17 protein-coding genes are annotated in these 24,414 nt (G+C 66.5%); 5 read left to right on the top strand and 12 right to left on the bottom strand.

Going from position 1 to position 24,414, the window contains the following annotated elements; translation table 11 throughout:
* Positions 1–4: 4 nt before the first annotated feature.
* On the bottom strand, positions 5–916 hold the full coding sequence (locus tag AOT87_RS24045; protein WP_046254976.1) for a cation diffusion facilitator family transporter: 912 nt from the start codon (positions 914–916) through the stop codon (positions 5–7).
* A 140-nt stretch (positions 917–1,056) separates the two neighbouring features.
* A complete protein-coding gene (locus tag AOT87_RS24050; RefSeq protein ID WP_030096232.1) occupies positions 1,057–1,485 on the bottom strand; it encodes a DUF3151 domain-containing protein in 429 nt (142 codons plus the stop codon).
* 103 nt (positions 1,486–1,588) lie between these two features.
* Between AOT87_RS24050 and AOT87_RS24055 the strand changes: the two genes are divergently transcribed.
* Positions 1,589–2,368, top strand: coding sequence for a hypothetical protein (locus AOT87_RS24055; RefSeq protein ID WP_030096231.1), 780 nt, complete (start codon positions 1,589–1,591; stop codon positions 2,366–2,368).
* Here AOT87_RS24055 and AOT87_RS28890 read toward each other — a convergent pair.
* From AOT87_RS28890 to fbaA, 3 genes are all read right to left on the bottom strand, one after another.
* Positions 2,365–12,357: a hypothetical protein gene (locus tag AOT87_RS28890; protein ID WP_157859030.1), complete on the bottom strand. Its 9,993-nt coding sequence runs from the start codon at positions 12,355–12,357 to the stop codon at positions 2,365–2,367. The genes AOT87_RS24055 and AOT87_RS28890 overlap by 4 nt on opposite strands.
* A 288-nt stretch (positions 12,358–12,645) precedes the next feature.
* Positions 12,646–13,140: a hypothetical protein gene (locus tag AOT87_RS24065; RefSeq protein ID WP_234796454.1), complete on the bottom strand. Its 495-nt coding sequence runs from the start codon at positions 13,138–13,140 to the stop codon at positions 12,646–12,648.
* Between the two features lie 93 nt (positions 13,141–13,233).
* The gene (gene fbaA / locus AOT87_RS24070; protein ID WP_109365472.1) at positions 13,234–14,292 is read right to left on the bottom strand and encodes a class II fructose-bisphosphate aldolase; all 1,059 of its coding nucleotides are present in this window, start codon (positions 14,290–14,292) and stop codon (positions 13,234–13,236) included.
* 119 nt (positions 14,293–14,411) lie between these two features.
* Here fbaA and AOT87_RS24075 point away from each other — a divergent pair, with 119 nt between their 5' ends.
* Both AOT87_RS24075 and AOT87_RS24080 read left to right on the top strand, forming a co-directional pair.
* Entirely contained in the window at positions 14,412–15,071 is a 660-nt protein-coding gene (locus AOT87_RS24075) for a VTT domain-containing protein (RefSeq protein ID WP_046256056.1), read from the top strand.
* A gap of 102 nt (positions 15,072–15,173) precedes the next feature.
* The gene (locus AOT87_RS24080; RefSeq protein ID WP_057968957.1) at positions 15,174–15,638 is read left to right on the top strand and encodes a hypothetical protein; all 465 of its coding nucleotides are present in this window, start codon (positions 15,174–15,176) and stop codon (positions 15,636–15,638) included.
* A gap of 15 nt (positions 15,639–15,653) precedes the next feature.
* Here the strand turns inward: AOT87_RS24080 and AOT87_RS24085 are convergent, their stop codons facing one another.
* From AOT87_RS24085 to AOT87_RS24110, 6 genes are read right to left on the bottom strand one after another with little or no spacing between them, the layout of a single operon-like run.
* On the bottom strand, positions 15,654–16,082 hold the full coding sequence (locus AOT87_RS24085) for a thioesterase family protein (RefSeq protein ID WP_057968956.1): 429 nt from the start codon (positions 16,080–16,082) through the stop codon (positions 15,654–15,656).
* 1 nt (position 16,083) lies between these two features.
* Complete coding sequence (locus AOT87_RS24090) at positions 16,084–17,181, bottom strand: glycoside hydrolase family 76 protein (protein WP_057968955.1); 1,098 nt, start codon at positions 17,179–17,181, stop codon at positions 16,084–16,086.
* A gap of 31 nt (positions 17,182–17,212) precedes the next feature.
* Positions 17,213–17,887: an RNA methyltransferase gene (locus tag AOT87_RS24095; protein ID WP_057968961.1), complete on the bottom strand. Its 675-nt coding sequence runs from the start codon at positions 17,885–17,887 to the stop codon at positions 17,213–17,215.
* A gap of 1 nt (position 17,888) precedes the next feature.
* The gene (locus tag AOT87_RS24100; RefSeq protein WP_057968954.1) at positions 17,889–18,803 is read right to left on the bottom strand and encodes a hypothetical protein; all 915 of its coding nucleotides are present in this window, start codon (positions 18,801–18,803) and stop codon (positions 17,889–17,891) included.
* Positions 18,800–19,372 carry an orotate phosphoribosyltransferase gene (gene pyrE / locus AOT87_RS24105; RefSeq protein WP_057968953.1) on the bottom strand — a complete coding sequence of 191 codons (573 nt, stop codon included), beginning with the start codon at positions 19,370–19,372 and terminating at the stop codon, positions 18,800–18,802. Before pyrE ends, AOT87_RS24100 begins: the two co-directional genes overlap by 4 nt.
* Positions 19,359–20,150 carry an SDR family NAD(P)-dependent oxidoreductase gene (locus AOT87_RS24110; RefSeq protein WP_057968952.1) on the bottom strand — a complete coding sequence of 264 codons (792 nt, stop codon included), beginning with the start codon at positions 20,148–20,150 and terminating at the stop codon, positions 19,359–19,361. Before AOT87_RS24110 ends, pyrE begins: the two co-directional genes overlap by 14 nt.
* A 122-nt stretch (positions 20,151–20,272) precedes the next feature.
* Between AOT87_RS24110 and AOT87_RS24115 the strand changes: the two genes are divergently transcribed.
* Positions 20,273–20,740, top strand: coding sequence for an MmpS family transport accessory protein (locus AOT87_RS24115; RefSeq protein WP_046254985.1), 468 nt, complete (start codon positions 20,273–20,275; stop codon positions 20,738–20,740).
* Positions 20,740–23,538 carry an RND family transporter gene (locus tag AOT87_RS24120; protein WP_057968951.1) on the top strand — a complete coding sequence of 933 codons (2,799 nt, stop codon included), beginning with the start codon at positions 20,740–20,742 and terminating at the stop codon, positions 23,536–23,538. Before AOT87_RS24115 ends, AOT87_RS24120 begins: the two co-directional genes overlap by 1 nt.
* Here AOT87_RS24120 and ttfA read toward each other — a convergent pair.
* On the bottom strand, positions 23,535–24,269 hold the full coding sequence (gene ttfA / locus AOT87_RS24125) for a trehalose monomycolate transport factor TtfA (protein ID WP_030097156.1): 735 nt from the start codon (positions 24,267–24,269) through the stop codon (positions 23,535–23,537). The genes AOT87_RS24120 and ttfA overlap by 4 nt on opposite strands.
* Positions 24,270–24,414 lie beyond the last annotated feature (145 nt).

A 24,414-nucleotide genomic window follows, 5' to 3' on the forward strand; every position in this document is an offset into this window, starting at 1 on the left:
ACCGCTACCAGTTGGCGTGTTCCTCGCAATGCTCCTGCGCCTCAGGGGGTTCCACCTGGATGGTGGCATGAGGAAGACCACGCTCGGCCAGTACGGACCGTGCGGCCGCCAGCACCTGCGCTGCGTCGGCCGTGCTGGTCAGGTGAGCGGTGGCCATGTCCTTTCCGGGCACCAGGGTCCACACATGCAGGTCGTGCACGCTGCTCACGCCATCCACCGCCAGTAACGCGGCACGCAGCTCGTCGACGTCGATGTGCTTGGGCGAGGTCTCCGTCAGGATGCGCAGCGCGGCCCGCGCCAGCGAGAACGCTCGCGGCAGGATCCACAGCGAAATCAGGACACCGACCACAATGTCGGCGTATCGCCAGCCGGTGGTCAGGGTGATGATCGCCGCTACGAGTACCCCGACGCTGCCGACGGCATCGGCCAACACCTCCATGTAGGCGCCGCGCACCGCGAGACTGCTTTCCGCGTGCGAGCGCAGCAGCCAGATCACCACGACATTGGCGGCCAGCCCGGCCAGCGCGACCACCATCATCGGCAGACCCGGCACTTCCGGGGGTGCGCCACCGGTGAGACGCTCCACCGCTTCGTACATGACGAACGCCGCGATGCCGGTGAGCAGCGCCGCGTTGACGATCGCGGTGAGCACCTCTGCCCGGTGCCATCCATAAGTCCGTGCCGCCGAGGTACTGCCGCGGCGCGCCAGCAGGATGGCGCTGAGCCCCATGATGAGCCCGACCAGATCGGTGAGCATGTGGCCCGCATCGGCCAGCAGGGCCAGCGAGTTGATCAGTAAGGCGACGACAAGCTCAAGTACGAAGAAGGAGCCGACGATGCCCAGCGAGACCCACATGCGTCCCACCCGGGCGTCGGCCGGATTGCCTACATGCCCGTGATCGTGACCGGCTCCCACTGTGACTCCTCTCGGCCTCTCGAACTTATATGCAAAAGTTCGCATAGGCCAATGGGTCATTCCGCCGCCGCGCTTCGCCGACACGCCGCGCGGTGGCGAATTCGTATCGCACATTGCCGCCACAAGACGGCGCGTCGACGTCAGGAAGTAAGTAGCGCGGGGCGAGCGGCCGGATCGCAGTCGTCGAGCAGATCGCAGCACCGCGCGAATTCGTGGCTCTCGCCGATCAGCTGGGCGGCGCGCGCCAGGGCTGCCACCGCTCGCAGGAAGCCACGGTTGGGCTCATGCGAGTAGGGCACCGGCCCAAAGCCCTTCCATCCGTTCCGTCGCAACTGGTCCAGGCCCCGGTGATACCCGGTACGCGCGAATGCGTAGGCGGTGATGATGCTGCCGACCGAGCCGTCACCGTCCAGCGCGTTCTCCGCCAGTTCGGCCCAGGCGATCGATGCGGAGGGGTACGCCGCCGCGACCGCGGCAGGATCCCGGCCCTCGATCAGGGCCGACTCGGCCTCGGCGTCTCCGGGTAGCAGCACAGGCTCGGGACCCAGCAGATCATGCATTGGACTCATGCAGCCATTCTGACGCCAACCCGATCCCGCGATCGCGATAGGGTGGGCGCGGTCGATCGCGCCTGCGCGAAAGAGCGCTAAGCACGGATAAGGAACGAAACGCATGGCGAACCCCACCGGTGGAAATTCCGAGGCCAAGCCCGACTCACAGGGCGACGAGCCTGTGGACTCTGCCGAGCAGCCGGAAGGCGCCGCGCACACCCCGGAGATATCCGATACCGCCGATACCGGCCCGGTCCCCCCGCTCGACGATGCGCAGACCGTAGTGATGCCTCCGGCAAAACCGGACGTTCCGCGCTATACGGCACCGGGCTTCGACGCCAACAAGACCGAGATGATCGCGCCCGTCGGCGACGATCCGAAGACCGAGATGATCCAGCCACTGGCGACCCAGGCGCGCCCCAAGATCGCGACCCCGGAGACGATCGCACCACGCAAAGAAGAGAAGCGCAGCTGGGGCTGGGTGATCGCGCTGACACTCGTCGTCGCCGCGCTGGCCGCGGTAATCGTGCTCGCGGCCGTCATCATCTCGCGTACCAGCGCACCGAAGGCATCGCAAGAAGAGTTGGTACGCAACAGCATTCAGAACTACGACAACGCCATCCAGACCGGCAATCTGGCGGCGCTGCGCGCCATCACCTGCGGCGAGACCCGCGACGGCTACGTCCGCTACCCCGATGCCGAATGGTCCCAGACCTATCAGAAGGTGGCCGCCGCCAAGCAATACCCCGTGGTGGCCAGCATCGACGAGGTGGTGGTCAACGGCGAGCACGCCGAAGCCAATGTCACCTCTTTCATGGCGTTCGCACCGCAGACCCGCTCATCGCGCAGCTTCGATCTGCAGTTCCGCGACAAGGAATGGAAGATCTGCCAGTCCGACTAACTCCCGGAGCCCGAGGACGAGCCGCCGCCACCGGACGAGGACGAACCACCGGAAGACGAGGACGAGCTCGAACCGCTAGACGAGGTGGAGCCGCTAGGCGAACCGGCGCCCGTCTCACCCGCGCTGTCCCCACCTTCGCCACCAGACTGCTTCTTCGTCCCATGCGATGAGGTACCCGTGCGCGCAGATCCTGCCGGCGTGGACTTGTTGGCGCCACCATCACTGGCACGCGAGCCCGTAGCGTTGGTATGGGATCCAGTGTCGGATCCTGTCGTGGCGGAACCGTCGGCACCCGCACGACCGTCCTTGCCGAATGCACCGCCCTTGCCGCCTACCCCACCGGTCTTTGTGGTGCTCTTGGTGCCATCGCCGTTCGCATCGCCTCCGGCACCACCGCCACCGCCGTTGCCGATGACACCCGAACTTCCGCCGGTGCCGCCCTTTCCGCCCGTGGCCGGTCCGGTCTTCACGAGCCCGCTGGAGGTCTCGGCCTTGCCTCCGGCCCCTCCGCTGCCGCCATTGCCGACGACGGCGTGCGAACTCGCGCCATTGCCGCCATCGCCGCCAACCGCGCTGCCGCCCAGGCTCGACGAAGCACCGCCCGCGCCACCGGAGCCGCCATCACCGGTAAGACCACCCGAGGCTCCGCCGGTGCCACCGGTACCGCCCTTGGTCTCCCCATAGGTTGTCTTGGCCTCGCCACCGGCGCCACCAGCGCCGCCGCTGCCCGCGACCAGGCCGCCGCTACCGGTTCCTGGTTCGGATGCCCTGGTATCAAACGAATTCGAGGTGCCACCCTGGCCGCCCGCTCCACCATTGCCGAGCATGCCCGCACTGCCACCGTCACCACCGGCACCGCCGGTCGACGTTCCGGTGAAGAAGTTACTGCCCTCTCCGCCCTTGCCACCGGCACCGCCGTCACCCGCCAGCGCACCACCCTTGCCACCGTTACCACCCGCACCGCCGACACCGGTCTTGCCATCGGCCGTCGCGGATGCGTCGCCGCCCTTACCGCCCGCACCGCCGGTGCCGATCAGACCGGCGTTACCGCCGTCGCCACCCTTCTGCCCGGGCAGTCCGTCACCGCCGGCGCCGCCGTTACCGAACAGCAGACCACCGTTACCGCCCTTTTGACCGGGTAAACCCTTGCCGCCGTTGCCGATCAGCAGACCGCCATCCTGGCCGAGGCCACCGTCACCGATGATCAGGCCGCCCGGTCCGAACAGCGGGCGCTGGGTGTACACACCGGCCGCGTTGGGTGAACCGTCACCGATGATCAAGCCACCCGGTCCGAACAGCGGGCGTCCGCCGAACAGGTTCCATGCCGAGCCCCCGTTGCCGACATTGGTGGCTCCGCACTTGCCCGCCATCCCCGAAACGCAATCGGCATAAGCACGTTCGGCGATTGCCTTTTCCTCAGCCGACTTCGCGGACGCGAGCCGGTCCTTCGCAGCAGCGGCGGCGTAATCCGCAGCGGCCTTGTCAGCGGCCGCCTTGGCCGCCGCGTAGCCGTCGGCCTTCTGTTGTGCCGCCGCGAGCTCGTCAGCGGCCTTCTGCGCATCTGCTCGCGCCGCTGCCGCCTGATCGGCGGCGGCCTTGGCGGCCGCCTCCGCGGCCGCCCGGTCTCCCGCGGCCGTCTGTGCGGCGGCCGTAGCCTGCGCGGCCAGCGCCTCGGCGGCCTGTGCCGCACGCTCGGCCTCATCGGCCTGTTCCGCGGCGATCCGGGCTGCGGTCTGCGCCTCGGCGACCTCGGGCGCCGGTGCCCCCGTGGTCAATGCGGTATCCAGGGCGGTCTGCGTGGCCGCTGCCTGTTTCGCGGTTTCGACGGCCTTGGCACGAGCAGCCGATGCGTCGGACACCGCACTGCCCGCCACGGCACCCGCACTCGCCGCGGCCGCGGTCTTGTCCGTCACCGCACGCTCAGCGGATGACTGCTGGGTGTCACGCGCCTGCGCCAGCTGCGCGGCCGCACCGACCTGGATCTCGGTGGATTGAACCTTCTGGTCCGCCTGAGCCTTCGGATCGGTCTGAGCCGCAGCCGCAGCCTCGGCGAAGATCGGGCGGCAGTCCGCGGCAATGATATTGAGGCGCTGCTTAGCTTCCTCCGCGGACTTGTCCATCGCCGCCCGGTCCGCGGCAGCCTTCTCGGCCGCCAACTTCTGGAACGCCGCCTGCCCCTCGGCCGCCTGGACCGCTGCCGCATCGGAAGCACTTGCCGCCTCGAGAGTCGCAGCGGCAGCGCGATCCGCGGCAGCCTTGGCGGAGTCGGCTGCCGCCGCCTGTGCCGAAGCGTCCTTGTCCTTCAACGCCTGATCCGCCGCGGCGCGGTCACGATCAGCGGCAGCCTGAGCTTCGGCGAACACCTTGGCGGCGTTGGCAGCACGCTCGGCGGATGCGGCGGCGGCTTCCGCGGACCGCAGCGCGTCAGCTGCGGCCTTATCGACGGCAGCCTTGTCCACCCCTGCTTGAGTTGCCGCGTCGATGACGGCCTTCTGATCACCGACTGCCTGCTCGGCAGCAGCCTTCGCGGCGGCCGCCGCATCGGTCGCCGCCTGCCCCGCATCCGCGGTCTGAGTGGCCTTGGCCGCCGCAGCGTCCTTGGCTGCCTGAGCATCCTGAGCGGCCTTGGCCGCATCTGCTAGTGCCTTGTCGGCAGCAGCCTTGGCTGCCTGAGCATCGGCCGCGGCCTTCGCGGCCTGGGCTGCCTTGTCGCCGGCATCCGTGGCGGCATCCGTGGCGGCCTTCGCCGCCGCGCTGGCATCCGCCAGGGCCTTGTCCGCGGCCGCCTTGGCCGCGGCAGCCGCGTCGGCCGATGTGGTGGCACCGGAAAGCTGTTGATCTGCAGCTTCTTTCGCCGCAGCGGCATCCTTGGCGGCCTGGTCCGCGCCCGCTAGCGCGCCATCGGTAGCGGACTTCGCCGCGGCGGCAGCATCGGCGGCAGCCTTGGCGGCGGCCGCATTCTGGTCAGCAGCGTCCTTGATACCGGCCGCATCGGAAGCTGCCTTTGCCGCATCGGCGGCCTTCTGATCGGCGGCACTCTTGGCGGCCGCGGCGTCGGCGGCGGCCTTGGCGGCATCTGCCGATGCCTGATTCGCCGCATCGGATGTCGACAGGGCGTCCTTGGCCGCTTGATCGGCCGCGGCCAAGGCCTGATCGGCGGCTGTCTTCGCGGCTTGCGCGGCCGCAGCAGCCTGCGCCGCCTGCCCGGCCTGTACACCCGCCGCATCCGACGCGGAAACCGCACCTTGAACAGCACTGTCCGCAGCTGCCAAGGCCCCGTCCGCAGCCGCCTGCGCCGCAGCGGCAGCATCGGAGGCCGACTTGGCCTCGGCCGCCTTCTGATCGGCAGCAGCCTTGGCCGCCAACGCATCCGATGCAACCTTGGCCGCGTCCGTTGCCTTCTGGTCGGCTGCCTCCTTTGCGGATGTCGCATCGACGGCGGCCTGGATGGCAAGAGCGGCCTTGTCCGCGGCATCCTGGGCGGCGGTGCCCGCGTCAGTCGCGCCCTTGTTTGCATCCGTCAGCGCCTGATCGGCACTGGCCTTCGCCGCAGCAGCCGCATCGGAGGCCGACTTGGCCTGCGCCGCCGCCTGATCCGCGGCGGCCTTGGCCGCGCCCGCATCCGAGACAGCCTTACCGGCGTCCGCGACCGCCTTGTCCGCCGCGGACTTGGCCACGCCCGCCGCGTCATCGGCGGCCTGCGCGGCTGCGGACTTGTCGGCGGCATCACTGGCAGCGGCAGCGGCGTCGGCGGCAGCCTTCGAAGTATCGGTGAACACCTTGTCGGCGGCTATCTTTGCCGCAGCGGCAGCATCGGCGGCGGCAGCCGCGTCAGTGGCCTTCTGGTCCGCAGCGGTGGTAGCGGCAGCGGCATCAGCGGCAGCCTTACCCGCATCGGCCAATGCCGTATCCGCCGCAGACTTGACCGCCGCAGCAGCATCGGCGGCTGTCTTGGCAGCGGTTGCCTTGTCGGCGGCGTCGTTGGCGCTGGTCGTCGCGTCGGTGGCGGTCTTACCCGCATCAGCCAAAGCCGTATCCGCCGCAGACTTGACCGCTGCCGCCGCGTCGTCGGCAGCCTGTGCGGCGGTGGACTTGTCGGCGGCATCCCTGGCAGCGGCAGCGGCATCGAGAGCGGCCTTATCGGCGTCTGCCAAAGCCCCGTCCGCTGCTGCCTTCGCCGCGGCAGCAGCATCCGATGCCGTACGCGCGTCGGCGGCCTTCTGATCGGCAGCCACCTTGGCAGCCGCCGCATCCGCCGCGGCCCTGTCCGCATCTGCCAGCACCCCCTCGGCTGCCGCCTTGTCCGTGGTGGCGGCATCCGCCGCGGCCTTGGCATCGGCCGCCTTCTGATCGGCAGCCACCTTGGCAGCCGCGGCGTCCGCCGCGGCCTTATCGGCATCCGCCAGCGCGGTATCCGCGGCGATCTTCACCGCAGCAGCCGTATCCGCGACCGTCTTGGCGGCGGCGGCCTTGGCGGCGGCATCGCTCGCGGCTGCCGCGGCGTCGCTGGCAGCCTTGGCGGCGTCGGTCAACGCCTTGTCCGCGTTGGTCTTCACCGTCGCCGCATCCGAGGCAGCCGTACCGGCTTCGGTGGCTTTCTGATCGGCGGCGGCCTTCGCAGCCGATGCATCGGAAGCGGCCCTATCCGCATCCGCCAGCGCGGTATCCGCGGCGGCCTTCACCGCAGCGGCAGCATCGGCAGCCGTCTTGGCATCAACAACCTGTTGGTCTGCCACGGTCTTGGCCGCAGCCGCATCAGAAGCGGCCTTACCCGCGTCCGCCAACGCCTTATCCGCGGTCACCTTCACCGCCGCAGCCGCATCCACGGCCGTCTGCGCCGCCGCAGCATTCTGATCCGCAACCGTCTTCGCCGCAGCCGCATCACCGGCAGCCTTGTTCGCATCGACCAACGCAGTCTCGGCTGCTGTCTTGGCCGCGTCCTTGGCCGACTTATCGGCGTCGGCGGCGGCCTTGGCATCGGTGGCGTCGGTCAACGCCGTGGCGGCGGCCGCAGCCTTGGTCTGCGCATCACCCAATGCCGCGTCCGCCGTCGACTTGGCCGCAGCGGCGGCCTGTGCAGCGGCCTTGGCATCGGTGGCGTTTTGAGCAGCCACGGAGGCCGCGTCTGCTGCGGCTGTGGCCGCCGTGGCAGCGTTCGCCGAAGCCTGATCGGCGGCCGCCTTGGCGGCATCGGCATTGGTGACGGCGGTAGCAGCGTCGGCAGCCGCTTGGTCCGCTGTGCTCTTGGCCGCAGCCGCGTCACCGGCGGCCTTGTTGGCATCGGCCAACGCCTTATCCGTGGTGACCTTCACCGCCGCAGCCGCATCCGCAGCCGTCTGCGCCGCCGCAGCATTCTGATCCGCAACCGTCTTCGCCGCCGCCGCATCACCGGCAGCCTTGTTCGCATCCGCCAACGCCTTATCCGTCACCACCTTGGCCGCAGTGGTATCTGTGACAACTTGCTGAGCGTCTACGACCTTCTGATCGGCGAGGGTCTTGGCCGCCGCCGCATCGCTGGCGGCCTTGTTGGCATCGGCCAACGCCTTATCCGTGGTGACCTTCACCGCCGCAGCCGCATCCGCAGCCGTCTGCGCCGCCGCAGCATTCTGATCCGCTACCGTCTTGGCCGCCGCCGCGGCAGCAGCGGCATTCGTCGCGTCGGTCAACGCCTGGTCGGTCACTACCTTGGCCGCAGCGGTGGTGGTGACGGCCTGCTGCGCGGTGCTGACCTGTTGCGCTGCGGCTGTGACGTTGTTGTTCGCGGTGTTCGCGTTGGTCTGTGCAGTATTGCGCGCCGCGATCGCCGCGGGCTCCTGGCTGATGGCCGTCGCCGCCGCGGCATCGGCAACGGTCTTGGCGGCAGCGGCGTTATCGGCGGCGGTCTTAGCGGTCGCTTCGGTGGCCTGCGCCTGAGTCACTGCCGCATTGCCTGCCGTGAGCCGCTGCTGGGCTCCGGCCAGGAGGGTGCCCAGGGATGCCAGGTTGGCGGCGATACCGACGAGGTTGGTTGTGTAGTAGGTGACGTCTGCCTGCGCCTGATCGCGCTGCTGCTGCGCCGCAACCGTGGCTGCGTGAGCGTTTTGATAAGCGGTCTGCGTGCTCTGGGCCGTCGCGGCCGCGGCGGTAGCGTCGTCCTTGGCCTTCTGGATGGCGTCGACAACCTTCTGTGCATCGCTTAACGCCTTGTCCGCATTCACCTTTGCGGCGTCGGCGTTCTGTTTGGCGGTGTTGGCCGCGGTCAGCGCTGCCTGAGCATCCGACACCGCCTGATTACTTGCGGTGGCATTGGTCTGCGCGGTCGTCAGCGCAGTATCGGCCGCCGTCTTTGCCGAAGCAGCATTAGCAGCAGCCTGATCCGCCGCAGCCTTGGCGGCATCCTTGGCAGCCTTATCCGCATTCGCCGCATCCGACGCCGTCTTGGCCTGCGCCGCCGCCTGATCCGCAGCAGTCTTGGCCGCGTCGGCGTTCTGTTTGGCGGTGTTGGCCGCGGTGAGTGCTGTCTGAGCATCCGACACCGCCTGATTGCTTGCGGTGGCATTGGTCTGGGCGGTCGTCAGCGCAGTATCGGCCGCCGTCTTGGCCGAAGCAGCATTAGCAGCAGCCTGATCAGCCACCACCTTCGCAGCATCCTTAGCAGCCTTATCCGCATTCGCCGCATCCGAAACCGACTTCGCCTGCGCCGCAGCCTGATCCGCAGCAGTCTTCGCAGCCAACGCATCCGCCGCCACCTGATCAGCCGCCACCTTCGCAGCATCCTTAGCAGCCTTATCCGCATTCGCCGCATCCGAAACCGACTTCGCCTGCGCCGCCGCCCCATCCGCAGCAGTCTTCGCAGCCAACGCATCCGCCGAGGCCTGCGCCGCAGCGGCGTCTTTTTGATCGGCAAGGGTCTTGGCCGCGGCGGCATCTGAGGCCGCCCGGCCGGCATCGGCCAGCACACCATCGGCGACAGCCTTGGCAGCGGCGGCGTCACTCGCCGCCTTGCCCGCATCTATTGCCCGTTGGCCCGCCGCCACTGCGGCATCCGCAGCCGCTCGAGCTGCCGTATCTGCCTGTGCTGCGGCCTGATCCGCCGCGGTCTTAGCGGCATCCTTGGCCGCCTTGTCAGTATCGGCGGCTGTCTTGGCGGCGGTGGCATCGGCCAACGCTTGATTGCTTGCGGTGGCATTGGTCTGCGCGGTCGTCAGCGCAGTATCGGCCGCCGTCTTGGCCGAAGCAGCATTAGCAGCAGCCTGATCCGCCGCAGCCTTGGCGGCATCCTTGGCAGCCTTATCCGCATTCGCCGCATCCGACGCCGTCTTGGCCTGCGCCGCAGCCTGATCCGCAGCAGTCTTCGCAGCGTCGGCGTTCTGTTTGGCGGTGTTGGCCGCGGTGAGTGCTGTCTGAGCATCCGACACCGCCTGATTGCTTGCGGTGGCATTGGTCTGGGCGGTCGTCAGCGCAGTATCGGCCGCCGTCTTGGCCGAAGCAGCATTAGCAGCAGCCTGATCAGCCACCACCTTCGCAGCATCCTTAGCAGCCTTATCCGCATTCGCCGCATCCGAAACCGACTTCGCCTGCGCCGCCGCCCCATCCGCAGCAGTCTCCGCAGCCAACGCATCCGCCGCCACCTGATCAGCCGCCACCTTCGCAGCATCCTTAGCAGCCTTATCCGCATTCGCCGCATCCGAAACCGACTTCGCCTGCGCCGCCGCCCCATCCGCAGCAGTCTCCGCAGCCAACGCATCCGCCGCCACCTGATCAGCCGCCACCTTCGCAGCGGTGGCCGCAGTCAAGGCGCTTTCGCTGGCGGCGACCCTGGCCTGTGCATCTGTCAGCGCGGTGTCGGCGGCGGTCTTGGCGGCATCCTTGGCCGCCTTATCAGCAGTAGCCGCATCCAACGCAGCCTTGGCATCCTGATACGCCTTATCCCCCACCGCAGCATGACTCTGCGCATTAGCAAAAGCCTGCTCCGCAGCCGTCTTCGCCGCCGCCGCATCCGCAGCAGCCCTGGCCGCATCCGCAGCCTTCGACGCCGCAGCATCCTTGGCAGCAGCCGCATCCGACGCCGCCTTCGAAGCATCCGTCAACGCCGCTTCCGCGGCAGTCTTCGCCGCATCCTTGGCGGCCTTATCGGCATCGGCGGCGGCCTGCGCGGCGTCCTTCGCTGCCTTGTCAGCGGCGGCCGCATCAGCGGCCGACTTCGCTTGTGTGGCCACCTGATCGGCAGTGGTCTTGGCCGCCAACGCATCCGCAGCGGCCTTATCGGCGGTGGCCTTGGCGGCAGTAGCATCAGTCGAGGCCGCCGCGGCGGCGGTGGCCTTGGTCTGCGCATCCGTGGAGGCGGCATCCGCGGCGGTCTTGGCCGCCAACGCATCCGCAGCGACCCTGGCCGCATCGGCGGCCTTCGACGCGGCAGCATCCTTGGCAGCGGCGGCATCGGTAGCGGCCCTCGAGGCATCCGCCAAGGCGGCATCCGCGGCAGTCTTAGCCGCATCCTTGGCGGCCTTATCGGCATCGGCGGCGACCTTGGCCGCGCTGGCGTCAGCCAGGGCCTTCTCACTGGCGGCAACCTTGCCCTGCGCGTCGGTCACTACCGCATCGGCAGCTGTCTTGGCGGCCAATGCATCCGCCGATGCCTTCGCGGCATCCGCGGCCTTGGACGCGGCAGCGTCTTTCGCGGCTGCGGCATCGGCGGATGCCCTAGAGGCATCCGCCAGCGCGGCGTCGGCAGCCGTCTTCTGTGCGGCCGCGTCAATGGCGGCCTGCTGCGCCGCGGCCGCCTTTCCAGCCGCCTCGGTTGCCGCGGCGGCCGCTGCTTGCGCGACCCTGTCGGCCTCGGCGCGGGCCGCGTCGGCGGCGGTCTTGGCGGCATCCTTGGCCGCCTTATCGGCAGTAGCCGCATCCAACGCAGCCTTGGCATCCTGATACGCCTTATCCCCCACCGCAGCATGACTCTGCGCATTAGCAAAAGCCTGCTCCGCAGCCGTCTTCGCCGCCGCCGCATCCGCAGCAGCCCTGGCCGCATCCGCAGCCTTCGACGCCGCAGCATCCTTGGCAGCAGCCGCATCCGAAGCGATCTTGTCGGCGTTGGCACGCTCGGTGTCGGCAGTGGTCTTGGCCGCCAAGGCATCTGCGGCCGCCTTGTCCGCCGCTGCCTGGGCGGCGGTAGCGTCAGACAAGGCTTTGTCGTTGGCTGCGGCCTTGCTCTGCGCCTCGGCCAGTGCAGCATCGGCAGCGGCCCTGGCCGCATCGGCAGCCCGCTGCGCAGCGCTGGCGGCGTCGAGTGCCGCCTTGGCATCTTGATACGCCTTGTCCCCCACCGCAGCATGACTCTGCGCATCGGCGAATGCCTGCTCCGCGGCGGCTTTCGCCGCATCGGCAGCCTGCTGCTGAGCAGCGGCGGCATCGGCGGCGGCCTTCGCATCCTGGTAGGCCTTCTCGTTGGCCGCCGCAGCCGCCTGCGCGGCGCTCTGATTAGCAGCCGCGGCTTCGAGAACCGCCTGTGCGTCCAGTGCCGCCCGCGCCGCATCGTCGGCGTCATGGCGCGCCTGTTCTGCCGCGGCAGCGGCCGCCGCGGCCTGCGCTTGCTTCTCCGCGACTGCCGGATTGGCTGCGGCCTCGGCTGCCGCCTTGTCTGCTTCGGCCTTACGCAGTGCCGCGCGAGCGGCCGCATCGGCGGCGGCCTTGGCCATCAGGTCGGCCACTGCGGCGGCGCCGGCCGCGGTGTCCGCATAACCCTGCGCTTCAGAGGTCGGGGCCGAGTTTGGTGTCACAGCCACCGCGGGCAGGGATCCGGAGTAGGCCGTCAGGCTGGTGTCGCCGCTGAAGAGTAATCGCTGCTTCTCGATGAGCGACTTGGAGACCGAACTACTGCCACCCGCGAGAAGGACCGCTGTCGCAAATATTGCGAGGACAGTTTGGGATCGCGACGCCTGCATGACTGCCTCACTTGCCTGACCATCCGGCACACGCCGATGTGAGCCGGTAACGGCGAGATTAGACGTCATGGAGCAAAAATGCGCTGAGAATCGGAAAAGTAACCTGAGAAAATCTTAAACATGCATTTAAGAACGTATAAATGCCTGATTTAGTGAAACTTCAAGGAATTTGCCCATTACCTGACTTCCGAGTCAGGTAATGGACAATTGACAACCGTGTCTACTAAGGCTGTAGTGCCGTAGCCACACAACACCCCACTGGGATTCGAGGTCCCAGAAATCTCGCGAAAACGAACATGTGTAGCGAAATATGAACGGCGCGAACAGCATGATCACTGCACACGTGTCAGATAAGGACTACTTGCAGAGTTCGACGATGTGCTTGCTCAGCTCGTCGGCCTTGCTCAGCCGCTGCGCCTGCTTCGGGTCGGTGTTCGGTGTCTCAGCAATAGCCGCCGCACCCACGTCCATGAGCGCGTTGCCGAAGTCCCGAATGCTCGCCGCAAGATCGGGCGGCGTCGCAGGGTCCAGCCGCGCCAGCAGATACTGTCCGCCGTTGAAAAGTGCGATCCGTGCGTTGGCAGCGCTGGCCAGCGTCCCCACCACGCCGGCGTTCTCGGGAAGCGCCCGGTTGGTGTTCAGCATGACAGCGTTACGAACCAAACTCGCGCTGGCACACGCCTGCGTCTTCGCATCGGCCCGCTGCGCCGCCGTGTAATCAGCTTGAGCCGGTGCCCGCCCACGGGGTAGGACCAGCACCAACGCCGTCACCGCCAGCACGAGTGCGACCAGGGCCGCCACTCCCGCCGACCGCTCAAGGACCACCAGAACTTTCCGCCAGAGATCCGCCACGACTCCCTCTTCCCGCGGACGTGATCACCCGCGGGAGGAAGTCTCCCACCAGTTGTTGGCCGCTGACAGGAGAACGGGAACGACCGGAGGCGACTAGGCCAATCCGGCCGAGACCGACCGGCCCGCCGACTTCAGGTCGTTGCAGGCCTCGATGACACGCTCAGTCATGTTGGCCTCGGCCTTCTTCAGGTAGCTGCGCGGGTCGTAGGTCTTCTTGTTGCCCACCTCGCCGTCGATCTTGAGCACACCGTCATAGTTGGCGAACATGTGCCCGGCGATCGGCCGGGTGAATGCGTACTGGGTATCGGTGTCGACATTCATCTTCACGACGCCGTAGCGCAGCGAGTCCTCGATCTCGGACTTCAGCGAGCCCGACCCGCCGTGGAACACGAAGTCGAACGGCTTGGAGCCCTCTGCCAGACCAAGTTTGGCCGAGGCAACGCGCTGCCCCTCGGCCAGCACCTCCGGCTTGAGCTTCACGTTTCCGGGCTTGTACACACCGTGCACGTTGCCGAAGGTCGCGGCCAGGAGGTACCGGCCGTTCTCGCCGACACCAAGTGCCTCGACGGTCTTCTCGAAGTCCTCCGACGAGGTGTAGAGCTTCTCGTTGATCTCGGCCTCGACGCCGTCTTCTTCACCGCCGACCACACCGATCTCCACCTCGAGGATGATGTGCGCCTTCGCGGTCGCCGCCAGCAGTTCCTGCGCGATCTCGAGGTTCTCGCCGATCGGCACCGCCGAGCCGTCCCACATATGGGACTGGAACAGCGGGTTCTGCCCAGCGGCCACGCGCTCCTGGGAGATGGCGATGAGCGGACGCACAAAACTGTCCAGCTTGTCCTTGGGGCAGTGATCGGTGTGCAGGGCGACGGTGATGCCGTACTTGGCGGCGACCACGTGCGCGAACTCGGCGAGCGCGACCGCGCCGGTCACCATGTCCTTGATGCCCAGACCCGAACCGAATTCCGCACCACCGGTGGAGAACTGGATGATGCCGTCGCTACCCGCGTCGGCGAAACCTTTGATCGCGGCGTTGATGGTTTCCGATGAGGTGCAGTTGATGGCCGGGAAGGCAAAGGAATGCTCCTTGGCCCGGTCCAGCATTTCGGCGTAGACCTCGGGCGTGGCGATGGGCACTTCGACGACCTCCATGTCAGCTCTGCGGATTCGCCCCTCACCATAAGGCAGCCAGGTTTACGACAGATATCGACGGTACTGTTGGCGCCGTGAACTTGCTGGCAGCACCCGGATCCGTCACCACCCTGGCACTCATGCCGGATTTCCTGGATCCGGTCAAATTACTCGGCCACTTCGGAACCCTCGCGCTGCTCGGGTTGCTGGTAGTGATCTTCGTGGAGTCGGGCGTGCTGTTTCCGGTGCTACCCGGTGATTCCTTGTTGTTCGTGGCAGGGATGCTGGCGGCGGGTACCGCAGCCGCCGCCGCGGACGGTGCCCCGCAGGCCAATTTCCAGCTGTGGCAGCTGCTGGTCTTCATTCCCATCGCCGCCATCCTGGGCGGTCAGGTCGGCTACTGGATTGGTCGCGGCATCGGCACGTCGATGTTCAAGCCCGATGCCCGCTTCCTGAAGCAGAAGTACCTCGAGGAAGCGCACGCCTTCTTCGAGAAGCGCGGCCCGTTTGCCATCGTGATCGCCCGGTTCGTTCCGATCGTGCGCACCCTGGCGCCGATCACGGCAGGCGCGGCCAAGATGAGCTACCCGATCTTCGCCCTGTACAACATCCTGGGCGCGGTCGTCTGGGGCGTCGGTCTCACGCTGCTGGGCTACTGGTTGGGTCAGTTCGAGATCATTCAGAAGCTGCTCGAACCCATCTTCATCCTGATCGTGCTGGTCTCGGTGGCCCCGATGTTCTTCGAATGGATGCGCCGTCGCAAGGCCGCGAAGCAGCCGGAGGCCGCCCCCGAGGCTTAGTACGCACTCCAAACAACTCGCCAACAAGATCCATGGCTATCCGAAAAATACGGGTAAATATGGTCGGGTGCGAGCCATAGCAAACTACGCTAATGTCGCGCTGTGGGGAAGATCAGCAGTTGTCTGACAGCGCTGACGGCGATCGCGCTGATGGGTTGGGGCTTTGCGGCGCCCGCCGGCGCCGAGCCCGCACCGGCGGATGTCGCGGGTGCGTCGGAGGCTGTGCAGACGTACATAAACGCAACCAACAATGTCGACGTGCCCCTGATGCGTGCCACGGTGTGCGGTCGCCTTGCCGCCGCCACCTCCGCTGGCACCGACGAACAGGTCCGTCAGGTCATGCAGTCTCAACGCGACCGCATCGGGTTGGCACACATAGAGGTCTTGCATCCGGTGGAGCTGGGATCACCGCCCGGCCAGGTCGATCTGCTGGCCCAGTTGACTTCCGAGCACCACCCCCAGGATCCGGGCGGCAACGGGATCAACCTGGTCTATCACACCGAGAAGGTCAATGGCTCATGGAAGGTATGCCATGCCCGCAACGAGGGGCGCCTCGACGAACCCTGATAAAGCCCGTCTCAACTAGGCACGCACCGGGGTCGTCTCGAATTCGGTCACCCGGTCCCGGAACACTTCCGGAAACGGCTCGGACTTACCGCCGATCGCGTGCACGTACACCGTCTCGCCGGTGATGAGATGTTCTCCACCGCGGTGTATTTCGAAGTGACAGGTCATGCTCGCCGTCCCCATCCGGGCGATGCGCACCCCGATGTCGAGGACGTCGTCGAAGCGGGCGGGCGCGTGATAGTCGATGACCGACCTCACCACGTACATGTGCTCAAAGACCCCGTCACCGCCGGCGTTACGCGCGCCGGTCAACGCGGCCCAATATTCGGTGAGCGCCGCGTCGAAAAACGCCAGATAGTGGGCGTTGAAGACGACGCCCTGCATATCGACCTCGGCCCACCGCACGCGCAACGGATGAAAGAAGCTGAAATCCTCACGCGCCATGTCAGGCCACCACGTGCGCGGCCTCGAGGAGCATCCACCCGGACAGCTGCACCGACAGATCACGCTCGGGGACCTTCGACGGATTGACCGCACCGGCGATGAACTGCGACGCCTGGGACTGCACGGTCGGCAACGCGGCCGTGCGCGTCCAATCCGCACCGAACAGCGGAAGGTCTTCCACTGTCAGCCGGTTGGTCCAGGTGGCCTCGGCCGAGGTCAGCAGGATGTCACGGGCGACGGCTCGGGCATCGGTGTCCCGCGGGGAGTTCTCCGGCAGCGTGGTGACCACCAACGCCAGATAACGAGCCAGAATGCCGTTGAAGAGCCCGCCATCTCCGCCACCGCTACCGCGAATCACGCCTTCGGCCGTCATGTGATCCTTGACCGCGTGCACAAGCCGATGCACACGCTCGGCATGCCGGGACTCCCCGGTCCGCACGGCAAGCTCGGTCTCCAGCCCCAGCACCACGCCCTGGCAATAGGTGTAGGTAGCCCGTTCCAGGGTGCCGTCCTCCTGGATGCCGTCGATTACCAGATGCGATTCGGGGTCGACGAGGGTGTTGTCGATCCAGTCGGACATCACCTCGGCCCGCCACACTCTTCCGGTGCGCGCCAACACGATTGCCGCCGGGCCGTTGGCTGGGGTGTTGAAGAACTTGTCCTGTTTGCGCCACGGTATGCCGCCGCCGTACTGCGGCATCCAGGCATCGAGGAACTGCTGGCGCAGCCGGTTGAGCGCACGCGGACGCTCCAGACCCAACAGCTCAGATGCGCGCTGCATGGCCAGTGCCAACCAGGCCATGTCGTCGTAGTACTGGTTGGTCCACATGAAGACGTTGCGGAAGCGGTGTGCGCGTTGCATATCCGCGATGTACTTGAGCCGGTCCGGGCGCGGGTCGCGCAGCTGCGCATCGATCAGGCAGTCCTGCAGATGCGCCTGCCACCAGTAGTGCCAGTTCTTGAACCAGGTAGCGCCCGGCGCGGGCGGCCAGGTCACGATGCCCAGGCGCATGCGCGGCAGGTGCCACAGTGGCGAGAAGTGTCTGGCGGTGATTGCGGCTTCGGCGCTACTGGCGCGGTTGGCCCACAGCACATCCATGCACTTGATACTAGGGGTGGCCCGCCCCGGGCTACCACGCCTTGGTCGGGTCGGCGTGCTGGCGGATCCAGGCATGCATGGCCACACCCGCGGCGACCCCGGCGTTGATGCTGCGGGTAGACCCGAATTGTGCGATCGAAACCGTCATCACCGCACCGACTTTCGATACATCGGTGACACCCGGACCCTCCTGTCCGAACACCATCAAGCAGTCTGCGGGCAACACCGCGGTCTCCAGGGGCACCGATCCCGGGACGTTGTCGACGGCCACCACCGTCAGGCCGGTCAGCTTCGCGTACTCCAGAAGCTGCTCGGTGCTGTCATGGTGCATCAGATGCTGGTAGCGATCGGTGACCATGGCGCCGCGCCGGTTCCAGCGGCGCCGGCCGACAATGTGTACGGTGTGCACCGCGAACGCGTTGGCCGTGCGCACCACCGTGCCGATGTTGGCATCATTCTCGAAATTCTCGATGGCGATGTGCAGTCGATGGCGCCGCGTGTCGATATCGGCGACGATTGCCTCCCGGCGCCAATAACGATAGGCATCAACCACATTGCGGGCGTCACCATCGCGCAACAGCTCGGGGTCGTAGCGCGGGTCTGTCGGCAGCGGCAGGCCCCGTTCCTCCGCCCACGGTCCCACGCCATTGCCGGTGGCACCCCATAGAGACGGCTCGGCCGGCTCATCCCTGCCGGTCTTGGGCACCTCACTCACGAATCGTCCATACCGCGGCGTGGGTACCGATCACCGAGAGGGTGCCGGCGAGCACCGCGGCGTTGATCTCGCCCTGCAGGCATAACGACGGCTGCATCTGCACAGCATCCAGGGATGAGTCCGGTAGCACCAGCACGGATGCCCCGTAGAGGGCACAGCTGCGCGCCAACCCCTCCCCGGGCAGTGTCGGCGCCACCGTCACCATGAGCGGTCCACCACGCGCCGCCGACTCGTCCCGGTAACGTGCCGCGACTCCCGAAATACTCAGACCCAGTAGCGAGAATCCGTTGCCGTTGAATGCATTCGGATCACCCAGGTCCACCTGGCTGATCTGCTGGCCACTGGCCCGCCAGGCCTCCATGCTCTTGGTGACGATCACCAGACCGGAGTCGTTCTGCGGCGTGGGCAGCAGTCCCATCGGGTAGGCCACCGGGTACGCCACGGTGGACCCGGCAATGCGGTCCTTGGCCGAGTACGCGTACACCCCCCGTACCGCGCTCTGGTTCTGCATCGGCCCCAGGCACACCGTGCCGGTGAGGCCGGTCGCGGCGCCCGCCGAGGGGGTCGCGGTCAGCGGATGCACGGAAAGGTCGGCCACGTCGCGGCAACTGCCCAGGGCCGGCACTTCCAATGGATGCGCCAACGACCCGTACAGCCCGAAACGCAGATCACCGGCAGCGGCGGGCTTCTCCTCCGGTTTCGCGGCCGCCCCCGTGATATCGACCAGCACATACCCGTTCTGGAACCGCAGGTTGGCGACGCTGAGATTCCAGCCCAGCAGGCTCTGCGTCTCACCGACCTTGGCAGTCGGTGCGCCGTAAACCAGTTCCTTCTCAAGGTCTTTCGAGCAGCCCGTCAAGACCAGGGCCCCGGCGACCAGCGCGGCGAGGGCCCGACGGAAGGTCACGATCCGGCCAGGCCGAGATCCGCCAGTCCCAGCACGTACCGATAAGGAACACCTTCGGCGCGAATCGCCTCGGCGGCGCCGGTATCACGGTCCACGACGGTGGCCACCCCGATCACCTCGCCTCCGGCCTCACGGACCGCCTGCACGGCTGTGAGTGCGGACCCACCGGTGGTGCTGGTGTCTTCGACCACCAGCACCCGCTGTCCGGTCACGTCAAATCCCTCGATAAGCCGTTGCATGCCATGAGCTTTCACCGACTTACGCACCACGAATGCGTCGATGGGTCGTCCGGGCGCATGCATGACCGCCGTCGCGACGGGATCGGCACCCAGGGTGAGTCCGCCGACACCGGCGTAGTCCCAGTCGTTGGTCAGCTCGCGCACCAGCCGGCCGATCAGGGCGCCCGCCCGGTGATGCAAGGTGGCCCGGCGCAGGTCGACGTAATAGTCGGCTTCCTTGCCCGACGACAAGGTCACTTTGCCATGCACCACCGCGATATCGCGGACCAAAGCCGCCAACTCATCACGCTCGGCCGCATTGAGAGCCGGTCCTAAATCAAGTTCTGCCACGACCCCGTCCTACCACGCTGTTGAATTTCCGCACCAAACCTCTTGGTATTAGCCGTGTTACCGAGGTAATCGCCTTGTACTGGATGCCCGGAACGCTGAGCACCTTACCTGCCGCAATGTCCTGCAGACACGCGTTGACCACATCGTCGACCTGGAGCCACATGAACTCCGGAATGGTGCCCATCTCGATTCCGGCCCGCTCGTGAAACTCGGTGTGAATGAATCCCGGGCACAACACGTGCATACCAACTCCGGTGCCCAACAACCCATTTGCCAATCCCTCGGTGAAGGAAACCACCCAGGCCTTGGAGGCCGAATACGTCGACCCGCGTCCAGAGACCAGGCCCGCCACGCTCGCCACGTTGATGACGGTGCCGGCGCCCGCCTCGACCATCGACGGAAGGGCCGCACGGGTGAGCTCCATGACCGCGGTGACATTGACGTCCAGCTGCGAGTGCAACAGCTCGGGCGCCGCCGTCCAGAACTCACCGGCGGTCGCGAATCCGGCGTTGTTGATCAACACCGATATCCCGGCGGCGACGCGCTCGGCGACCTTCGCGCGATCGGCAGCATCCGCGAGGTCGGCAGGCAGCACCTCCGCGTGCACGCCGTACCTGCAGGTGAGTTCGTCGGCGAGAGCACCCAGGCGCCGCTCGTCACGGGCGACGAGCACCACGTCGTATCCGAGGGAGGCGTACTTGCGGGCGAAACCACCCCCCAGGCCCGAGGTGGGGCCGGTGACCAGCGCCACGGGGCGCACGGAATTCGTGGCTGCCATGGTTGGTCAGCGTACCGGCTGGCAGCACGCCTCAACCCGCCGTATAACCGGTACTAAATGTTACTGGTACAAATTGTCCGGAAACTGCCGCTTGCGGGAGCAAGCGTTGCTAGCATCGCGAAATGTTTGACCGGCTGGTGGTGTGGCTCATCGAGCGTCAGCGCTGGATTTACCCGGTACTCGCCGTGTTGTGGGTCGCCGCGGGCACCTACATAACCACCGCTCCGAAGGTTGCACTGCCGACACCCGAGGTCACCCCGACCACACAAGCGGTGAGCGCCATGTCGCTGAGCCAACCCAAGACGGTGACGTACGAGGTGTCCAGCGAAGGCCGTCCCGTCACGGTCTCCTACCTCGACGAAAAGGGCCAATCCAAGCTCTTCAACGGCCCCGCACCGTGGCGCACCAGCCTGACCACCAGCGACTTGGCATTCGCGGCGGGTGTCACGGCGATATCGACCAACACCGTCACCTGCCGCATCACCGTGGACGGCAAGGTGGCCGACGAGAAGACCGACACCGGTCGCACGCCCTCGGTGAGCTGCAACCTCGTTGCCTTCCAGAAACTCGACCCACAAGGTGGTCACTGATGCACGACAGTCCCCTATTCGGACGCTTCGCCGGCATCATCAGCAGGCACGCCGTCGTGGTGATCGGGCTCCTGATGATGGTGGCCGGCGGCCTGATGGCCTCGGCGCCGAACCTCGAGGAACTGGCCCTCACCCACGGCAGTCCCATGATGCCGACCAACACCCAATCGGCGGCGGCGCTCAAACACATGGCCAAGGCCTTCGGGGAGTCCGAATCGAACAACACCGCCGCGGTGGTCGTCGTCAAAGATCAACCGTTCACCGAGCGGGACCGTCAGTTCCGTGCCGAACTGATGAAAAAGCTGCGGGCCGATACCGCACACGTGGAACCGGGCATGGACATGTGGTCCGATCCGCAGTTCGCCACCGCATCGGAGAGCCCCGATAAGAAGGTGGCGCTGGCGCAACTGCAGCTGGCCGGGGAGATCGGCGGCCCCAAGGCCATGGAATCGGCCAAGGCCGTGCAGCACATCATCGATGACATCGAGAAGCCGCCGGGCACCACGATCTATGCCACCGGAACAAGTCAGGCCGCCGCCGACCAGATCAACACGATGATGCGGGATGTCGTGATCATCGGAGGACTCTCGCTGGTGCTCGTGGGTGGTCTGCTGCTCTTGGTTTACCGCTCACTCGTGGTCGCGTTCCTGCCGCTGATCACCGTGGGTGTTGCCGTCGGTATCGCGACCCCGATCGCCAGCTTCCTCACCTTGGCGGGGCTGATTCCCACATCCATGATGACCAATGCGTTGATGGGTGCGCTGGCGCTGGGCGCCGGCACCGACTACTCCATCTTCTTCATCGGCCGCTATCAGGAAGGTCGACGTGCCGGCCTCAGCGTCGACGACGCGTTCCGCGCCAGTTACCGGGGCGTGGCACCGGTGGTGATCGCGTCCGGGCTGACCGTCGCGGGTGCGTTGTCCTGCATGTCATTCGCGCAACTGGACATGATGAAATCGATGGGCATACCGGGGGCCATCACCATGATCTTCACCGTGCTGTCCGCGGTGACCGTGACGCCTGGCGCACTACTCATCGGGGCACGCCGATTCGGCTGGTTCGAGCCCCGCTCGACCGTCCGATCGACTCGGCTGTGGCGCCGGGTCGGTATTCGCGTGGCGCGTTGGCCCAGACCGATATTCGTCACGACCTTCGCCGCCTTGATCCTGCTCATGATGGTGATCCCCACCGCGTCCTTCAACTATGACGAACTGCAGTTCATCCCCAAGGACATGCCCAGTGCGGCTGGTATGCACGCGATTCAGGAGCACTTTCCCGCAGGCCAGATGAACCCCGACATGATTTTGATCCGTGCTCCCGAAGACCTGCGTACCTCGGCCAACATCGGGCTCCTGGAGAAGGCCGCACAGCAGATCACCAAGCTGGACAGCGTGGCATCGGTGCAGTGGATCACCCGGCCCACCGGCACGCCGATGGATCAAACCTCGCTCATGTACAGCGTGGGGATGGCCGGAACGATGATGTCGCAGAACAAGATTGTGATGGAGCAACGTCAGCAGCGGATGCACGCCATGACCGACGACATGAACTCGATGATGTCCACACTCCAGGGCCTGCAAGGCACCTTACGGACCGCGCAGCAGGGTGCCAAGCAATTCAGTGCCGCCGCACAGCCCATTCAGTCCAGCCTGAATCAGCTTAAATCACAACTAAATTCGGCAATGGGTCCCGTCCGCGAGGCAGTACGAGCGCAACCCAACTGCGCCGCCGACCCGATGTGCGTGGGTGCGCAATCAACCTTGTCGAACTTCGAGAACATGTCCAGCGTCACCGACCAGATGCGCAGCCTCGTCAGCACATCGGGTTCCATGACCGGAGGTTTGACCCAGGCCGCGCGGACGATGCCACGCATGCTCGAATCCATGTCTTCGATGCAGGATCTGATGACCGAGACCAATGAGCAGATGACGCAGATGATGTCGCAGATCGACACCATGACCTCGCTCATGCAGGACCTCGGCCGAAGCAGCGCCGGCACCGGGGACTACTTCTACTTCCCCGCGCAGATGCTCTCGGACCCGCGATTCAAGCCGTACCTGAAGATGATGTTCTCCGAAGACGGCACCACCACCCGCATGATCGTCATAGGCAGCGGAAGCAGCTACGGAGACGAAGGCATCCAGCGCGTCCGGGATCTGGCCCATGAGATGAAGTACGCCCTTAAGGGCACCCGCCTGGAAGGCAGCGTGATCGAGATCGCCGGCCCGGCGGCGCTCATCGGCGATATGCGGGTGATGCTCGATCGCGACGAGAAGCTGATCATGATCGGCTGCCTGACCGTGATCTTCACGGTGGTACTGCTGCTGCTGCGCGGTTTGGTGGCCTCGCTGATCGTCATCGGCTCGGTGCTGGTGTCCTTTGCCTCGACCCTCGGGCTGGCCCTGGTGATCTGGCAGCACGTGCTCGGCATTCAGCTGCACTGGTCGGTGCCGGTGGCGGTCTTCGCGATTCTGATATCGGTGGGGGCCGACTACAACCTGCTGGTCGCGTCGCGTTTCAAGGAAGAGATGAGTGCCGGTATCCGCACAGGGGTCATCCGTGCCATCGCCGGCACCGGCGGGGTGGTGACCACGGCAGGTCTGGTGTTCGCGATGACGCAGTTCGCCATGATGGGGTCGAGTCTGATCAACATCGCGCAGATGGGTTCGACGATCGGGTTGGGCTTGATCATCGACACGTTCGTGGTGCGCACCTTCACGGTGCCGACCCTGGCGGTGATTCTCGACAAGAAGTTCTGGTGGCCGCTGCCGATGAGCCAGCTCTGGCGGCGTTCCTAGTGGCCGAGCGGCTGGCCGCCCTGACCCACGGGAGCGGGCTGCCGATCCACGGCGGGGGCGGAACTGCTGCCGACGGGCCGGCTGGGGCGCTCGGCGGCCTGGATGGGCGAGGGTGCCGATTCCCCGGAGGGAGGCAGCACCCGTAGCAGGTCGTTGAACTGGCGGACGGCCTTGAGGCCCTCGTCCCACTGCTCACGGTTGCTGTTGATGGGTAGCGCGGCCAGCGTCCAGTGTTGTTCATTCCACAACACCTCCGCCGTCTCGGTCGCGGTATGGGCGAACGTGACCATGCGCCGGTCACAGGCCCGACGGGCGGCATCCAGGTTGGTGGAGTACACCATGCGCGGGCCGATGGCTCCGAGCAGCCAGATATCGGCTTCGCGGGGTTCCTGCATGACCTTGAGTCGCAGGTCCACCATGACGTTGGTGCCCACCTTGCGGTGCAGCGCGATGATGGTCGCGACGTCCTCCAGGTCGAAGACGTAGACGGCCTCGCCACGGATCTGTCCGAGGACCACATTGGCGGCCGCAGCCGATCCCGCACTCGACATCACGCCGCGGTTCCAGCGCTTGACGATCTCTTTGTCCTGCGACATGTAGTCGAAGCCGTGAGATCGCGCCCAGGCCTTTCGGCGATGTCCGCGACTGCGGCGGCGGCCGATATCGACATACAGCAGCACGGCCGCACAGACGAAGCACAGTGCGGACAGCGTGAACCAAAGTAGAGCCATCCGCGACAGCCTAACCGGTGCCGGCCAAACTGCTGCGCACAGCGCTCGGATCGTGACCCAGAGTTACCGCTCCGTGATGAGCCCAGACAGCAGCGAGTGTCGACTTATCGCGGGAAAGTCCCCATGGACACCGCGATAAGTCGAC

The sequence above is a fragment of the Mycobacteroides sp. H003 genome (genome assembly GCF_001440135.1).
Lineage (GTDB): Bacteria > Actinomycetota > Actinomycetes > Mycobacteriales > Mycobacteriaceae > Mycobacterium > Mycobacterium gwanakae.

What these genes read in the sequence shown, in the direction of transcription:
- AOT87_RS24050 (WP_030096232.1), bottom strand. Translation starts at nt 1,485, where the DNA reads ATGAGTCCAATGCATGATCTGCTGGGTCCCGAGCCTGTGCTGCTACCC.
- AOT87_RS28890 (WP_157859030.1), bottom strand. Translation starts at nt 12,357, where the DNA reads ATGACGTCTAATCTCGCCGTTACCGGCTCACATCGGCGTGTGCCGGAT.
- AOT87_RS24120 (WP_057968951.1), top strand. Translation starts at nt 20,740, where the DNA reads ATGCACGACAGTCCCCTATTCGGACGCTTCGCCGGCATCATCAGCAGG.
- AOT87_RS24110 (WP_057968952.1), bottom strand. Translation starts at nt 20,150, where the DNA reads ATGGCAGCCACGAATTCCGTGCGCCCCGTGGCGCTGGTCACCGGCCCC.
- AOT87_RS24055 (WP_030096231.1), top strand. Translation starts at nt 1,589, where the DNA reads ATGGCGAACCCCACCGGTGGAAATTCCGAGGCCAAGCCCGACTCACAG.
- AOT87_RS24075 (WP_046256056.1), top strand. Translation starts at nt 14,412, where the DNA reads ATGCCGGATTTCCTGGATCCGGTCAAATTACTCGGCCACTTCGGAACC.
- fbaA (WP_109365472.1), bottom strand. Translation starts at nt 14,292, where the DNA reads ATGGAGGTCGTCGAAGTGCCCATCGCCACGCCCGAGGTCTACGCCGAA.
- AOT87_RS24115 (WP_046254985.1), top strand. Translation starts at nt 20,273, where the DNA reads ATGTTTGACCGGCTGGTGGTGTGGCTCATCGAGCGTCAGCGCTGGATT.
- AOT87_RS24085 (WP_057968956.1), bottom strand. Translation starts at nt 16,082, where the DNA reads ATGGCGCGTGAGGATTTCAGCTTCTTTCATCCGTTGCGCGTGCGGTGG.
- AOT87_RS24090 (WP_057968955.1), bottom strand. Translation starts at nt 17,181, where the DNA reads ATGGATGTGCTGTGGGCCAACCGCGCCAGTAGCGCCGAAGCCGCAATC.
- ttfA (WP_030097156.1), bottom strand. Translation starts at nt 24,269, where the DNA reads ATGGCTCTACTTTGGTTCACGCTGTCCGCACTGTGCTTCGTCTGTGCG.